Source organism: Marinobacter sp. UBA3607, from assembly GCF_002375525.1.
GTDB lineage: Bacteria > Pseudomonadota > Gammaproteobacteria > Pseudomonadales > Oleiphilaceae > Marinobacter > Marinobacter vinifirmus.
The window spans coordinates 12,367-27,378 of the sequence record NZ_DFLY01000017.1 but is presented as its reverse complement, the minus strand read 5'-3'; the positions used below and the strand labels follow the sequence as shown (position 1 = coordinate 27,378).

Below are 15,012 nucleotides of genomic sequence, written 5' to 3'. Positions count from 1 at the left end.
TTCCCTGGACGGCATAACTGATAACAATCCCCGTGCCAGTTTTTTAATTATTATATAAAACATATGGTTATGTGTTTTTCTGGCGTTTCCTGAGTGCCTTCGGGCAACGCGTTGCCTGGCGTACGGGCGAGCTTTTGCTGGCCGGGCAAGAAATGGCCCGGAGCTCAGATCCAGGAGCCTCCGGCCAGGGAAGTTAATAGCGCCAGCAGAAGCAGGGCTGAGACGCCTTGCCAGAAACGTACCGGGTGCCGTTCCATGAGAGGAGGATGGTGTCGGGCGCGCCAGTCCTGCCCGGGGTGTCGGAGTTCATAGAGCAGTTCCGATAACGCCGGGTAGCGACGATGGGGTTCCGGGTGGGTGGCCCGGGCCAGGGTGGCGTCCAGCCACGGTGGCAGGTCTTCGCGCCAGGCCCTGGCTGGCCGGTATGTCAGGGCCCGCAGTTGTTTGCGAGTGCGGATTCGGGGTACATCGGTGTGGTAGGGCAGGTGCCCGGTCAACAGCTGATAGACAATCACGCCAAGGGCGTACTGGTCCGACTGCCAGGTGCCCGGCTCGCCGAGAAACAGTTCCGGGGCCGAGTAGAGGGCTGCGCCAACCGGATAGTCGGTGGCAGGTTTGCCGGCTTCTTCAAGACCGGCGACCCGGGTAGCTCCGAAATCGACCAGCATGGCCTGGCCATCGGGTGTGATCAGGACATTTTCCGGTTTCAGGTCCTGATGCACCATTTCCAGCCGGTGAAAGGCCCTGAGTCCCCGGATAATCTGCTCGGCCAGTTGTCGCACGGTTTCCAGGTCTGGCTGAGGGTGGTCAAGCATCCATTGCCGCAAGGTACAGCCTTCCACATAGTCAGTGGCCAGGTACAGGCAACTTTGCGGGCGCTCCGGGGCAAAGATGGCGACCACATGGGGGCTCTGCACGCGCTGGGCAATCCAGCGTTCGGTGGCAAATCGCTCCAGTTCGTCCGGGTACTGTCGTAACTCCATGGCGGGAAACTTGATTGCGACTTGCTTCCCGGAACTTTCATCCACGGCCAGGTAAACGTGGCTTCGGCTACTGATGTGCAGGGCCCGGATGATCCGGTACCCGTCCAGCACCTGTCCGGGTGCGGGCTCGGGCGCGAAGGGCAGTTCGCGATAGGTCTCCTGGGCGCTGACGTCCTGTGTCCGAGAGGGTAACTGGAGTACGCGCAGTACCTGAACGGTCAGGTTATCCTCACTTCCCCGCTCCAGTGCCAGGTTCGCCAATGCCCGGGCAGCGTGATCCAGATTGTCCCCGCAGTCTGCAAGGCATCTGGTGATATCCCCTGCAGACAGTTGTTCGTATACACCATCGGTCATCATCAGAAATACGTCGTTCCGGTGCAGGGCGACACTGCGATATTCGATGTCCAGTTGCGGGCTCAGCCCTAGGGCCCGGTTCAGGCAGCTTTCCTCGGCCGAAAGCCAGACCCGGTGGTCGGTCGTGAATTGTTCCAGGGTGTTGCCCTGAAGCCGGTAAATCCGGGCGTCTCCTACATGAAACAGGTGCGCCGTTGCGGATTTCAGCACCAGGGCACTGAAGGTGCAGACGTAGCCCCGGTCCTGGTCGTAGCGATAACGGCTTTGCCGGGTCTGGGCGTGCAGCCAGGCATTGGTGGCCCGAACTACCCGTTCGGCCGACTGTTTCACCGACCAGCTCTCGGGGGTCGAGTAGTAGTCGCTCAGGAAGCCTGCCACCGCCGCTTCACTGGCCTCCTGGCTGACATTGCTGGAGCTGATGCCGTCGGCGATCACCGCCGTAATGCCTTTGCTGTGGCGCTGATGATTGTCGGGTACCAGCAGGCCGTGGAAGTCCTGGTTGACGGGTTTCCGGCCGGCGCTGCTGAACTGCCCGGCTTCTATCGTGAGCTGTTGGGTGCTGGACATGGATATGAACCAGTGAAGCCCCCGGTGTGTGCGGCACCGGGGGCTTCAGCCGTGATCAGGCGCTGCGGGTGCTGGCTGGTGCGCGGTAGTCCGCTGCCAGCGTGCGCTTGGGCGCAGTGCGTATATGGGTGGCATAGAGGGTCAGGCCGGTGAAGGACAAGCCGCCCACCAGGTTGCCCAGCACGGTGGGAATTTCATTCCAGATGAAGTAGTCCATGATGCCGAACTCGCCGCCCATCAGCAGGGCAAACGGGAACAGGAACATGTTCACAATGGAATGCTCGAAGCCCATGTAGAAGAACAGCATGATCGGCATCCACATGGCCAGTACCTTGCCCTGCACCGTGGTGGAGATCATCGCACCGACCACGCCCATCGACACCATCCAGTTACACAGCACGCCCCGCAGAAAGATGGTAAACCAGCCCGCTACGCCGTGTTCGGCGTAACCCAGGGTGCGGGCTTTGCCAATGGAGGCGATTTTTTCGCCTACCACACCGGGCTCGGTGTTGAAGCCGTAGGTGAAGACGAAGGCCATGATGGCGGCCACGGTGAGGGCACCGCCGAAGTTACCCAGGAACACCCAGCCCCAGTTGCGCAGAATGCCCCGGGTATCCACGCCCGGGCGCCGGTCCAGAAGCGCCAGCGGCGTGAGCATGAACACGCCGGTGAGCAGGTCGAAGCCCATCAGGTAGAGCATGCAGAAGCCGACCGGGAACAGCATGGCTCCGGCCAGGGGGCTGCCGGTCTGGACGGTGACGGTGATGGCAAAGACGGCGGCCAGGGCCAGGATGGCACCGGCCATGAAGGCCCGGATCAGGACATCCCGGGTGGCCATATAGATTTTCGATTCTCCGGCGTCGACCATCTTGGTGACGAACTCGGAAGGCAGAATGTAGGACATAACGGATTCCTCCTGGTTTTCTGACGCGGTTGCCGGCGCCAAAAAAAAGGCGCCGCTCACGATTCGCGCTGAGAGCGAAGGTGAGCAGACGCCGTCGTCTGAAGTCGTTCATTTTCGGTGTGGCAGAGTGCTGGTCTGCTGAAGGAGTCTCAGCAGGGTTCGTGCCAGCTTCGGAAGTTCTAAAGAAAAAGCAGTGATTTCAATAGCAAGGCGAGTGTGTGCGCATGGTTAGCCGGCTAGTCCTGGCGCGGTCAGCAGCACTGATGCAGTGCAGCCTGCGAGGCGCTGGTGCATTTTCAGCGCAAACTGAACCGAACCGGCAGGGCATAGGCAAAGGTTCGGCCCCGCATTTCCGGCGGCACGGCAGGCAGTGGCGCGGCTTGTTCCAGCATTTGCAGGGCGGCATCGTCCAGCAGGCGGTGGCCTGAGCTGTCCCGAAGTGAGTGCTCGAGAAGCTTGCCGTCGCGGGTGAACTCGAACACGATCACCGGTGTGCCCTGTTGGCCCAGCCGGCGCGCCCGGCGCGGGTAGTCGTAGTAGCGGGCCAGGTGGCGGCTGAGTTTGCTCAGATAGCTGTTCACGTCGGCGGAGTTGCCGGCGGTCTGCAGGGGTACCGCATCCTGGCTTTCCGAGGCATCGCCCTCTTCCCCGGATGTCTCAGTCGCTTCTGAAACATCCGCCGCAGGGGCAGGCTCTGCCGGCGTGGGTGCCGGTTCCGAAGCAGGCTCCGGTGTTGGCTCGGGTTCAGGTTCTGGCCGAGGTTCGGGTTTCGGAGCCGGTTCGGGCTTGGGGTCGGGTTTGGGCTTTGGCTTGGGCTCGGGTTTCGGTTTCGGCGCGGGCTCTGGCTTGGCAGGGAGAGCCGCGGGTGTTTCCACCGGCGCAGGTGTTTTCCGGCCAGCCAGGCTGATCTTGATAGCCGGTGCGGTGTTCACAGCGCTGTCGCCCAGGGTAGCCAGGGGTATGGGTTTGTCCGGTGCCGCCAGCGTCAGCCCGAAGCCGGCAGCGGCTATGGCCAGCACCAGAAACAACAACTTGGAGCCCTTGTGTTCCGGCATCATTGCCCGGGCTCCGTCAGCAGCAGAACCTCGGTGTAGCCGCCCTGCTCCAGGACGGACAGCAGCGCTTCCAGGTCGGACATGGTAAGCGACTGGTCTGCGGCAATTCTCAGGGGATTGTTGTCATCGGGTTGCGGCAGGGCGGCCAGCAGCTGTTCTTCGCCCAGCACCTTGCCCTGTACTTTCCACTGGCCATCAGCCGCGACCATCAGGTCGGCTTCGGGGGCACGTTCCTGTTGCTGTCGGGCTGCACCGGGCAGCTCGGGCAGGGGCTCGTTGGTCAGCTGGCCGGCCACGATAAAGAAGATCAGCAGCAGGAACACCAGGTTGATCAGCGGCAGCAGGGCGTCTTCAACCCGGTCCAGCAGGCCTTTTCCGGAGGTTGATGGAGGAGGAACCAGTTCTGTCATAGGTCGTTGGTGCTTTGGCGATTCCAGTGCGCTTCCACGCCAGCGTTGTCCAGGGCGCTCAGGGTGCGGGTGAAATCTGCCAGGCGGGTATCGGCGGTGGTGCCCAGATTGGCTTCCCGGATGCCGGCTGCCTTCAGTGCTTCCAGCAATTCCCCGAGGCTGTAGCGGTTGTCCTGCCACATTACCTGACCGCTGGCGCTTACCTGCAGTTCAGGCAGGGGCTCGCCGGTTACGCTGCTGCGGCTTTCGGTGTTATTGCCCAGCTCCAGGTAGTCCACGGGCAGCAACCGGGTGGTCAGCATGAAAAACACCAGCAGAATAAACACCACATCAATCAGTGGCGTAATCCGGATCGGTAGTGGCCGGTTGGGCCGGGGTTCAACCAGCTGCATGGGCGAAGCGCGGGCTATCGTTGCCGGAATAATTACGGGTGTCAGCGGCTTTTAAGGATTCATCCGCTGGGACAGCCTGCGGCGCGCCGGCGGCCTCGCCAGAGGGCACCACATTGAACACGCTGACCAGTGCGCTGTTGATGGTTTTATGGATGCGGCGCAGGCGGAATTCGATCCAGGCGGCCAGGGCGGCAAAGGGAATGGCGACAATCAGACCCGCAGCGGTGGTCATCAGGGCTTCGTAGATACCGCCACTGAGCTGGCTGGCGTTGGCCCGGCCTTCGGTGGCGGCCATGGCGCTGAAGGCTTCCATCATACCCATGACGGTGCCCAGCAGGCCCAGCAGTGGAGCCAGGGCGGCAATCACTTCGATGATTTTCAGCGGTGCTTCAAAGGGTTCCAGTGCACCCTGGGCATCCCGCACGGCGGTCTCGCGCACGGCCGGGGTGTTGGGGTTGGTCTGGCAGGCGTTCATGGTATTCACCAGCAGGTGCATCAGCGGGTTGCCGCGCCCGAAAAAGCCTGCTTGCTGGCGCACCTGTTCCGGGCGGGTGTCCGACGGGGCAGATTGCCACTGGTCTACCAGGGTGCGCAGCTTGCGGGTGTATCGTGGGGCGTAGAAGCTGCCGTACAGCATCAGGTAGACAAAGGTAACGGTACCGATCACCGCCAGGGCAATCAGCACAACCATGATCGGGCCGCCCATGTCGACCAGCTGGTTTAACGGACTGAGTTCGGTAAGGGGCTCGGCTACGGCGCTGAAGGGTTCCATGAAGCAACACTCGGAAAAATGAAAACAGAACTAAATAATAACTATTATCACTGGAATTGCAAGTGGGAATGCGAATGTGTTGCAACGGGCTGGCTGCTTTTCGAAACAGTGCGGAGGTGTGTCAGCCGAACCAGCCGGCTGACTGCGCCGCCTGCCATAACAGCCGCAGTGCCAACAGGGTCAGCACCACGTTGAACGCCAGGCTGAACCAGCGGTTGGTCATGGTGTTCAGCAGGCGCAGCCCCAGCCAGGTGCCGGCAAAGCCGCAGGCAATCATGGCGACAATGAACAGTAGCCATTCCGAGAACACAAAGCCGGCAAAGCCGAACACCAGGGCTTTGGGCGCATGCTGCAGGGTCATGGCGGCGGCAAAGGTGGATACGGTTTTGAAACGGTCGGTGTGAATCTGCTTGATGAATGCGGCTACCAAAGGACCGGTGGCACCCACAAACAGGCTGATAAAACTGGTGATGGCCGAGGCCAGGAAAATACCGGCCGGCCCGAAAGAGGCCTTGGGCAGTTTCGGGCCCCAGCACAGATACAGCACGAAGCCGGCAATGGTCAGCTGCCAGAGGTGAGCGGGAAGGTTGACCAGTAACCAGGCACCCAGGGCCGCCCCCGCCACAACACCCGGCGCAAAGGCGAGAATCACCCGCCAGTCTATATGGCGAAAGGTCAGTACAGCCCTGCCGGTGTTAGAGCCCAGCTGGATCATGCCGTGGACAGGAATAATCGCCGCTGGCGGAATCCAGGTGGCCATCAGCACCAGCAGCAATACACCACCACCGGCGCCCAGCAAGGCAGTCAGCATGGAGGTAACGGCGGAGGCCGCCAGCAGGAATAATCCCACGCCCGTGCTCAGGGCCTCCGGGAACAGCAGATCCATGGCACTCACCTAACGATTGTCGTAAGCTCCGGAGTTTCCGGATTACACCCCAAATGTCCAGCCGGATTGCACCACAAAACAACAAGCAGGGTTGCCGATGAAACAGTCTGAATATCTGAGCTTTGATGCCACCGCACTGGCTGACCTGATTCGCCGGGGCGACGTCAGCGCCCGGGAAGTGGCCGAAGCGGCCATCGACCGGGCCAACCGGGTGAATGGCAAACTCAACGCGATATGTCATCCGCAGTTCACCGAAGCCCTGGAACAGGGTTTTCCTGAGGACGGGCCCTTTGCCGGCGTACCGATACTGCTGAAAGACCTGGCCCAGGAGCAGGCCGGCCATCCCTGCAGCTATGGCAGCCGGGCCCTGAGCACCAATGTACCGACCCGGGATTCGGAATTCGTGCGCCGTGCCCGCAACGCCGGGCTGGTGTTTCTGGGGCGCACGGCCACGCCGGAATTCGGCCTGAAGGCGGTGACGGAATCCGAGCTTTGGGGCCCCAGCCGCAATCCCTGGAACACCGACCTTACCCCCGGCGGTTCCAGCGGTGGTTCCGGTGCTGCGGTGGCGGCTGGCATTGTGCCCATGGCCGGAGCTAATGATGGCGGGGGTTCCATCCGTATTCCGGCGGCCTACAACGGCCTGTTCGGCCTGAAACCGTCCCGGGGCCGCATCTCGGTGGGCCCGCACATGGGTGAGGCCTGGACAGGCGCCTCCACCGATCACGTGGTGTCCCGCACCGTGCGAGACAGCGCGGCCATGCTGGATGTGCTGTCCGGCCCCGCCAGCGGTGACCCGTTCCGCATTCCTGCGCCCGAATCGTCGTTTCTCGAACAGATGCAGCAATCCCCCGGCAAGCTGAAAATCGGTGTGTTCACCTCCTCACCCTACGACACCGACGTGGCCCCGGAATGCGTGGCGGCGGTGGAAGAAACCGCGAGAATGCTGGAGGGGCTAGGGCATGAGGTGGAATACGCCCGTCCGGACTTTGACGGCATGGCCCTGGCCCGGTGCTACCTGTCCCTGTATTTCGGGGAAGTCTCGGCCCTGATGGACAGCGCCCGGGAACGCTTCGGTGCCACGGATAAAGACTTTGAACTGGAAACCCGCCTGCTGGGAATGCTCGGCCGCACCATGCCGCTGCCGGACTACGTTCGGCGGCGCCAGCAGTGGAATGACTTTGCCCGGGCCCTGGGGGCGTTCTTCGACCGCTTTGACCTGTATCTGAGCCCCACGACCGGCCAGTTGCCGGCACAGATTGGCCAGATGGATACCCCGGCGCACCTGAAGCTGGTCGCCCGGCTGATGCTGGGCCTGAAAGCCGGCAAACTGGTACACCGTTCAGGACAGGTAGACCAGATGGCCCTGGAAAGCCTGGCCCGCACCCCCTTCACCCAGCTGGCCAACCTGACCGGAACCCCGGCAATGTCGGTGCCCATGCACTGGACCCGCGACGGGCTGCCGGTGGGCGTTCAGTTCGGTGCGGCCCACGGCGGCGAAGGCGGCTTGCTGCAACTGGCCGCCCAGCTGGAGGAAGCCAACCCCTGGTTTGCCAACTACGAGCGCCTGGAATCGGCATTCTGAAGAAACTGTGCGGATTTGTTGGTCAGGGGTTGTGATCCGGGCCAACAAACTCCACGTTTATCTTTCCATGTGGAACAGGCTATGCTGTAGGGCAGGGACTCCGCTCCCTGACCACCCTGATGGCATCGAGGAGGCGAGCATCTTATGAACCAATCGATGGCAATCGACGATCTGGTATCCGTAGCACAGGCCGAAGCCATGGGGGAGCTGGATGCCCCGATGATGGCAATTGTTCTCTCCAGCGATGAGAGCTACGACCTGCCCATCAACTCCCTGGAAACCGATGCCGACAAGGCCCGCTGGGGCTTGATTCTGCGTGCCGCCCGTGAGCATGTAGAAGCCGACGCGGTGGCTGTGCTTTACCCGGCCTGGACCACCATCCGCCGCAAGCCGGCTGAAAGCGAAGAACCCGAAGAGTCTGAAAAGTCCGACGTGCAGGCTTCAGAAGCCGATGACGGGAATGCAGACGACGACAAAGGCCCCATCGACACCCTGTTCGTACAGCTGCACACCCGCGACAGGATTTACTGGCGTGGCTTCGAACAAATCCGCGACCCGCGGCACCAGCGCATCATCGGCTTCCGCCGGATCAAGGCGCTGTCCACCGACTACGAACGGGATAACGCGCCCTCCGTGGCGGCCTGGCTCAGTACCCTGTTCGAGCCGCTGCCGGACGAAGGCGAGCAAACCGATATCGACCAGGAGCTGGCAAACCTGCTGGAAGAGCCGGAAGTGAGTGCCGCGCTCTACCCCCGGCAGATGCGCGCCCTGCATTGACGGATAAGGGCAAGTACACACGGCAGTGATTCGGGTTTGATCAGCGAATAGGCTATAATCGCCGGTTTTATCCTGCACCCTCAAGGCACTGAACCAGGGCACTGACCGTGATTGTATTTGACCAGGTACAGAAGTCGTATCAGGTGGCCGGCCGGGCGATCCCCGCGCTGCATGCCACCAGTATGACCATAGAAACCGGCGAAGTATTCGGCATCGTCGGCCATTCCGGTGCGGGCAAGTCGACCCTTGTCCGCCTGATCAATATGCTCGAGCCAGCGACCGGCGGCCGCATCCTGATCGATAACGAAGACATCACCCGCTACAGCGCCGCCGAGCTCAGGGCTTTCCGCCGCAAAGTGGGCATGATCTTCCAGCACTTCAACCTGTTGTCGTCCAAAACCGTGGCCGATAACATCGCCTTCCCCATGAAGCTGGCGGGTATCTACTCGAAAACCGAGATCCGGGAACGGGTGGAAGAACTGCTGGCCCGGGTCAGCCTGAGCGAACATGCCAACAAATACCCGTCCCAGTTGTCCGGCGGCCAGAAACAGCGCGTGGGCATCGCCCGGGCCCTGGCCTGCCGCCCGACCATCCTGCTGTGTGACGAAGCCACCAGCGCCCTGGACCCGCAAACCACCCAGTCGGTACTGAAACTGCTCGGCGACATCAACAAGGAACTGGGCCTGACCATCGTGCTCATCACCCACGAAATGGACGTGGTGCGCCGGGTGTGCGACCGGGTAGCCGTGATGGACGCCGGCCGTGTTGTGGAAATGGGCCCGGTGAGCGACGTGTTCCTGCACCCGCAGCACCCCACCACCCGGGATTTCGTGTTCGAAAGCGAGAACGTAGACCGCGACGAACTGCAGGAAGACCTGCAAAAAGCCAACGGCCGCATCCTGCGACTGACCTTCAAGGGCGAATCCACCTACAAGCCGCTGCTGGGCAGCGTGGCCCGGGAATCCGGTGTGGATTTCAGCATCCTGTCCGGCCGGATCGACCACATTAAAGACACCCCCTACGGCCAGCTGACCCTGTCACTGGTGGGCGGTGATCTCGACATTGCCATGCAGGCGCTGGAAGCCGCCGACGTTCACGTGGAGGTGGTGCGCTGATGGAAGCTTTAATGGAAACCCTGATGGGCAACGTAGACTGGGCCGAAATCGGCTGGGCCAGCTGGGACACCCTGGTGATGGTCGGTATGTCGTTGCTGTTCAGCGTCCTGATCGGCCTGCCCGTCGGCGTACTGCTGTTCCTGTTCGGCAAACGCCAGCTGCTGGAACAACCGGTGGCCTACGCGGTGCTGTCGTTTGTAGTCAACGTACTGCGCTCGGTACCCTTTATCATCCTGCTGATCGTGATGATCCCGTTCACCGTCATGCTGATCGGCACCTCCCTGGGCGTAGCCGGGGCCATCCCGCCGCTGGTGGCCGGTGGCGCACCCTTCTTCGCCCGTTTGGTGGAAACTTCCCTGCGGGAAGTCGACCGCGGCATCATCGAAGCCACCCAGGCCATGGGTGCAAACGTAAGGCAGATCATCTTCGGTGCCTTGCTGCCGGAAGCGCTTCCCGGCATTATCGCGGGTATTACGGTTACTGCCATCACGCTGGTGTCCTACGCGGCTATGTCCGGCGTTATCGGTGGCGGCGGCCTGGGCGACCTGGCCATCCGATTCGGTTACCAGCGCTTCCAGACCGACGTGATGGTGATTACCGTGGCCTTGCTGGTAATCTTCGTACAGCTGTTGCAGATGGCGGGTGATCGTCTGGTGCTGTATTTCAGCAGAAAGTAAGACTGTGATTGAGCCGGGAAAGCCATGCCAAGCCCGGTATAGGCAGGCTGCTGGGAGGCTCCTTCCGAAAGTCTGGAGCGCCATGGACGGCGCGACGAAGCCCTACAGGGACGTATTCACGGGCGTTTTTCGGAAGGAGCCTCCCAGCAGCGTGCCGTAAACCAAAGTTAAACACGATGCTCCACAGGAGAACGCAAAAATGAACTTCAAGAAAACCCTGGTAGCCATCGCTGCCGTAGCAACCTTCTCCTCAGCCGCCTTCGCTGAAAAGCTGTCGGTAGCTGCTACGCCCGTTCCCCATGCGGAACTGCTGGAATTTGTGAAGCCGGCACTGGCTGAACAAGGCGTTGAGCTGGACGTGAAAGTCTTCACCGACTACGTACAGCCGAACATCCAGGTCGACCAGAAGCGTATGGACGCCAACTTCTTCCAGCACCAGCCGTACCTGGATGAGTTCAACGCCGGCCGCGGCACAGACCTGGTGACTGTCACCGGTGTCCACGTTGAGCCGTTTGGCGCCTACTCCAGCAAGATCAAGTCCCTGGACGAGCTGAAAGACGGCGCTGTTGTGGCTATCCCCAACGATCCCACCAACGGCGGTCGTGCCCTGTTGCTGCTGCAGAAAGCCGGTCTGATCACCCTGGAAGACGAGAGCAAGATCACTGCCACCCCGCGTGACATTGCCGACAACCCCAAAGACCTGGACTTCAAGGAACTGGAAGCCGCCACGCTGCCGCGTATCCTGAACCAGGTAGACGTTGCCCTGATCAACACCAACTACGCGCTGGAAGCAGGCCTGAACCCGTCTGAAGATGCCCTGGTGATTGAAGGTGCCGAGTCTCCGTATGTGAATATCCTGGTTGCCCGTCCGGACAACAAGGACAGCGAAGCCATGCAGAAGCTGGCCAACGCCCTGAAGTCCGATGCGGTAAAAGACTTCATCATGGAGAAGTATGAAGGTGCGGTAGTCCCGGCGTTCTGATACCAACCGGGTAACCGACTGAAATCAAAAGGACAGGCTGAGACCTGTCCTTTTTTATTTGCTGTCCTGCGTGCTGACCGTCACCGCGACGACCGCCCAGGCCAAAGACACCCGCGATGTGATCTTTGTTGGTAACAACTGGGAAGGCATGATCGATGTGATCGACGCCGACACCTACCAGAATATCGGGCGCATCAACGGTATTCCCGACAAGCGCCGGCGTATGACCGAAATCCTGTTCAACCCGGTGCGGCTGGTATTTTTCAAGGCAGTTCGCTACCTGATCGGCGAAGGCCATGACCAGTACGTGGACGACATGTACAGCACCCAGGACGGCCGGCTGCTGATTGTCTCCCGCCCCAGCTTTGCCGATGTGGTGGCCATTGAAACGGCTACCGGCAAGATTGCCTGGCGCTTCCAGGTGGAAGGCTACCGCTCTGACCACATGGCCATTTCACCGGACGGCACCCGGGTGGCGGCCAGCTGGTAAGCCGGAAACAGAAAAGGGCAGGTGTTCAACCTGCCCTTTTCGTGACTGCTTTACAGAGCCGGAGGCTCAGTCGCCGCTCCAGTTGGAGGACGGGTCTGGTGTCATCCGCAGGTAGGACTTAACGGCCTTGTAGCCTTTCGGGAATCGTTTCTTGATTTCCTCTTCGTCCTGCAGGGACGGCACAATCACCACATCGCCACCTTTTTCCCAGTTGCCCGGGGTGGCCACCTTGTGTTCGTCAGTCAGCTGCAACGAGTCGATCACCCGCAGCACTTCGTTGAAGTTACGACCGGTAGAAGCCGGATAGGTGATGATCAGGCGCACCTTCTTGTTCGGGTCGATCACGAACAGCGAGCGAACAGTCAGGGTGCTGTCAGCGTTGGGGTGGATCATGTCGTACAGCTTGGCCACTTTGCTGTCGTGGTCGGCAATGATCGGGAAGTTAACGCTGCAACCCTGGGTTTCGTTGATGTCCTTGATCCACTCCTTGTGGGAGTCCACCGGGTCGACACTCAGGGCGATTGCCTTGACGTTACGCTTGCCGAACTCGTCCTTCAGCTTGGCGGTCAGGCCAAGTTCGGTGGTGCAAACCGGTGTGAAGTCCGCCGGGTGAGAGAACAGCACGCCCCAGCTGTCCCCGAGCCAGTCGTAGAACCGGATGGTGCCTTCGCTGGATTCCTGTTCGAAATCCGGTGCGGTATCTCCAAGACGCAAGGTCATAGTCAGTCTCCTTTCCTTTGCACGGTTTTTGTACGGCCACTTTGCCAGTGTCTACCAGTAACTCTGGTACCGGATGATCCGGATAACAAGGGGTAGTTGACCCGGATCATCCAACACTTTGGTCACATCCTTATGACAATCCCTGGCGGTTAACGGTAACCGGCAGCCTTTTGCTTCTCGAAATATTCCCGTGTCAGCCTGAACACCACCGGGCTGAGCAGCAACAGGGCGATCAGGTTAGGCAGCGCCATCATGGCGTTCAGGGTATCTGCGACCAGCCAGATAAAGCCCAGGTTCACCGTGGCGCCCACCGGAATCGCAATGATCCACAGCACCCGGTACGGCACAATGGCTTTCACCCCGAACAGGAACTCGATGCTGCGCTCGCCGTAGAACGACCAGCCGATGATGGTGGTGAAGGCGAAGATGGCCAGTGCGATGGCGACCACATAGTTACCGAAGCCCGGCAGGCCGGTTTCAAAGGCCAGTGAGGTAAGCGCTGCACCGGTTTCACCGGAGGTCCAGGCGCCGGAGGTGATAATCACCAGGCCGGTGATGCTGCACACGATGATGGTATCGATGAAGGTGCCCAGCATGGCCACCATGCCCTGCTTGACCGGGTTTTTGGTCTGGGCCGCAGCATGGGCAATGGGAGCGGAACCCAGGCCGGCTTCGTTGGAGAAAATGCCCCGGGCCACACCGAAGCGGATGGCCGCCCACACCGCGGCACCGGCAAAGCCACCCTCGGCTGCGGCAGGGCTGAAGGCATAGCTGAAGACCATGCTGATGGCGTCCGGAATCGCGTTGGCGTTGATGGCCAGGACAATCAGGCCGATCAGCACGTAGGACACCGCCATGAACGGCACCAGCGCACTGGCAACCTGGCCGATGCGTTTGATACCGCCAATCAGCACCATGCCCACCAGTACCATCAGGATAACGCCGGTTACCCAGTGCGGCAGGTTGAAGTTGGTTGCCAGTACATCAGCCACCGAGTTGGCCTGTACGGTATTGCCGATGCCGAAGGCTGCGATCGAGGCAAAGACGGCAAACAAGACACCCAGCCAGGCCCACTTGCTGCCCAGGCCGTTACGGATGTAGTACATGGGGCCACCCACGTGATTGCCGCGCTCGTCGACCTCCCGGAAGCGAACCGCCAGTACGGCTTCGGAATACTTGGTGGCCATGCCCACCAGGGCGGTCAGCCACATCCAGAACAGCGCACCAGGGCCGCCGAGGAAGACCGCCGTGGCCACGCCGGCAATGTTGCCGGTGCCCACGGTGGCAGACAGCGCCGTCATCAGGGCCTGGAACGGCGGAATGTCACCGTCGTCGTCATCGCCCCGGGCCCGGCCGCTCCACATCAGCCGGAAGCCGGCGCCGAGTTTCATGATCGGCATCAGTTTCAGGCCGATGCTCAGGAACAGGCCGACGCCCAGAATCATGACCAGCATGGGCGGGCCCCAAACCAGCCCGTTGATATCATTAACAAAATTTGAAATGGCTTCCATGGAGACTCCCGGTTTTTGCCACGGATTTATTATGTTTTTTGGCCTTGTTCAGGCATAACTCATTGAGTTTAGTCGACTATTTTTTCATGTAAACCGTTTTTACTGCCGTGGTTTCCTATTTGCGGGCGAATTGCCTATGTTTAGGGTAACCGGAATCGCTTTCCGGCCAGTTGAATCTGACACCGAGGGGAGCAGTTGATGCGCTCACTGAAGATTTCCGAAGTGATGTGGAACCATATTGAACCCATCCGCTGTGGCACACCGCTGCCACGGGTGGTGAAGGCGCTGCTTGAGAACCACGTTTCCGGGCTGCCGGTAGTGGACGACCAGCGCCATGTGCTGGGCTTTGTATCGGAGCAGGACTGCATTCATGCACTGCTGGTGAGTAACTACCATGGCGAAGGCGAGCCCATGGTAGACGACGTGATGTTCCATAACCCGCTGACGGTATCCCCGGATATGTCGGTGGTAGACCTGGCCCAGAACCTGGGTGCCGGTAAACCGAAAGTGTATCCGGTGGTTGATCATGGGAAACTGGTGGGTATTGTTACCCGTACAGCCATCCTGTCCCAGCTGGCAAAGGCAGGCTATACGATGGAGAAATCCCGCTTTGCCAGTGCCGAGGACTGAGGCACCCATTCAACAGAATCAGGACTGCTATGGAACTGTTATCGACCAACGTCTGTTTTGACGGCGAACACCGCCGCTATCGCCATACCTCGGCCACGCTGCAGTGCGCGATGGAATTCGCGGTTTTCCTGCCCCCGGCGGCACTGGGCGCCAATGGCAAGCCGGTACCGGTGTTGTACTGGCTCTCGGGGCTGACCTGCAC

General features: G+C 60.7%; 17 protein-coding genes. 8 read left to right on the top strand and 9 right to left on the bottom strand.

The features are described from left to right. Positions 1 to 164 precede the first annotated feature (164 nt). From B2589_RS06350 to B2589_RS06320, 7 genes are all read right to left on the bottom strand, one after another. Complete coding sequence (locus tag B2589_RS06350) at positions 165 to 1,904, bottom strand: bifunctional protein-serine/threonine kinase/phosphatase (RefSeq protein ID WP_286815976.1); 1,740 nt, start codon at positions 1,902 to 1,904, stop codon at positions 165 to 167. A 55-nt stretch (positions 1,905 to 1,959) separates the two neighbouring features. Then, the gene (locus B2589_RS06345; protein ID WP_199457754.1) at positions 1,960 to 2,808 is read right to left on the bottom strand and encodes a formate/nitrite transporter family protein; all 849 of its coding nucleotides are present in this window, start codon (positions 2,806 to 2,808) and stop codon (positions 1,960 to 1,962) included. Between the two features lie 296 nt (positions 2,809 to 3,104). Then, positions 3,105 to 3,866, bottom strand: a complete 762-nt coding sequence (locus tag B2589_RS06340) for an energy transducer TonB (protein ID WP_286815974.1) — start codon at positions 3,864 to 3,866, stop codon at positions 3,105 to 3,107. Then, on the bottom strand, positions 3,863 to 4,273 hold the full coding sequence (locus tag B2589_RS06335) for an ExbD/TolR family protein (protein ID WP_094624400.1): 411 nt from the start codon (positions 4,271 to 4,273) through the stop codon (positions 3,863 to 3,865). Before B2589_RS06335 ends, B2589_RS06340 begins: the two co-directional genes overlap by 4 nt. Next, entirely contained in the window at positions 4,270 to 4,665 is a 396-nt protein-coding gene (locus B2589_RS06330; protein ID WP_286815973.1) for an ExbD/TolR family protein, read from the bottom strand. The genes B2589_RS06335 and B2589_RS06330 overlap by 4 nt, the downstream gene beginning before the upstream one ends. Then, entirely contained in the window at positions 4,652 to 5,437 is a 786-nt protein-coding gene (locus B2589_RS06325; RefSeq protein WP_286815972.1) for a MotA/TolQ/ExbB proton channel family protein, read from the bottom strand. Before B2589_RS06325 ends, B2589_RS06330 begins: the two co-directional genes overlap by 14 nt. A 121-nt stretch (positions 5,438 to 5,558) precedes the next feature. Beyond that, positions 5,559 to 6,323 (bottom strand): sulfite exporter TauE/SafE family protein, encoded by a 765-nt coding sequence (locus B2589_RS06320; protein ID WP_286815971.1) that lies wholly within the window; start codon positions 6,321 to 6,323, stop codon positions 5,559 to 5,561. Positions 6,324 to 6,420: 97 nt separating this feature from the next. On the opposite strand from B2589_RS06320, the gene B2589_RS06315 reads away from it, so the two are divergent. The 6 genes from B2589_RS06315 to B2589_RS06290 all read left to right on the top strand — a co-directional run bounded on the left by B2589_RS06315 (position 6,421) and on the right by B2589_RS06290 (position 11,949). Beyond that, positions 6,421 to 7,908 (top strand): amidase, encoded by a 1,488-nt coding sequence (locus B2589_RS06315; protein ID WP_286815970.1) that lies wholly within the window; start codon positions 6,421 to 6,423, stop codon positions 7,906 to 7,908. Positions 7,909 to 8,052: 144 nt separating this feature from the next. Continuing rightward, positions 8,053 to 8,685: a hypothetical protein gene (locus B2589_RS06310; RefSeq protein ID WP_232902403.1), complete on the top strand. Its 633-nt coding sequence runs from the start codon at positions 8,053 to 8,055 to the stop codon at positions 8,683 to 8,685. Positions 8,686 to 8,792: 107 nt separating this feature from the next. Beyond that, on the top strand, positions 8,793 to 9,800 hold the full coding sequence (locus B2589_RS06305; protein ID WP_022990539.1) for a methionine ABC transporter ATP-binding protein: 1,008 nt from the start codon (positions 8,793 to 8,795) through the stop codon (positions 9,798 to 9,800). After that, positions 9,800 to 10,477 (top strand): methionine ABC transporter permease, encoded by a 678-nt coding sequence (locus tag B2589_RS06300; RefSeq protein WP_036220240.1) that lies wholly within the window; start codon positions 9,800 to 9,802, stop codon positions 10,475 to 10,477. The genes B2589_RS06305 and B2589_RS06300 overlap by 1 nt, the downstream gene beginning before the upstream one ends. 199 nt (positions 10,478 to 10,676) lie before the next feature. Beyond that, on the top strand, positions 10,677 to 11,459 hold the full coding sequence (locus tag B2589_RS06295) for a MetQ/NlpA family ABC transporter substrate-binding protein (protein WP_286815968.1): 783 nt from the start codon (positions 10,677 to 10,679) through the stop codon (positions 11,457 to 11,459). Positions 11,460 to 11,529: 70 nt separating this feature from the next. After that, positions 11,530 to 11,949: a hypothetical protein gene (locus tag B2589_RS06290; RefSeq protein WP_286815967.1), complete on the top strand. Its 420-nt coding sequence runs from the start codon at positions 11,530 to 11,532 to the stop codon at positions 11,947 to 11,949. 66 nt (positions 11,950 to 12,015) lie between these two features. Here B2589_RS06290 and B2589_RS06285 read toward each other — a convergent pair whose 3' ends face one another. Continuing rightward, positions 12,016 to 12,669 carry a peroxiredoxin gene (locus B2589_RS06285; RefSeq protein WP_058342284.1) on the bottom strand — a complete coding sequence of 218 codons (654 nt, stop codon included), beginning with the start codon at positions 12,667 to 12,669 and terminating at the stop codon, positions 12,016 to 12,018. A 149-nt stretch (positions 12,670 to 12,818) separates the two neighbouring features. Beyond that, positions 12,819 to 14,180 carry an alanine/glycine:cation symporter family protein gene (locus B2589_RS06280; RefSeq protein WP_058342285.1) on the bottom strand — a complete coding sequence of 454 codons (1,362 nt, stop codon included), beginning with the start codon at positions 14,178 to 14,180 and terminating at the stop codon, positions 12,819 to 12,821. A 198-nt stretch (positions 14,181 to 14,378) separates the two neighbouring features. Here B2589_RS06280 and B2589_RS06275 point away from each other — a divergent pair, with 198 nt between their 5' ends. Together B2589_RS06275 and B2589_RS06270 are read left to right on the top strand one after the other, a co-directional pair. Continuing rightward, positions 14,379 to 14,810 carry a CBS domain-containing protein gene (locus B2589_RS06275; RefSeq protein WP_022990545.1) on the top strand — a complete coding sequence of 144 codons (432 nt, stop codon included), beginning with the start codon at positions 14,379 to 14,381 and terminating at the stop codon, positions 14,808 to 14,810. Positions 14,811 to 14,839: 29 nt separating this feature from the next. After that, positions 14,840 to 15,012: alpha/beta hydrolase-fold protein (locus B2589_RS06270; RefSeq protein WP_286816074.1), on the top strand; the 173-nt coding region annotated here is incomplete at its 3' end.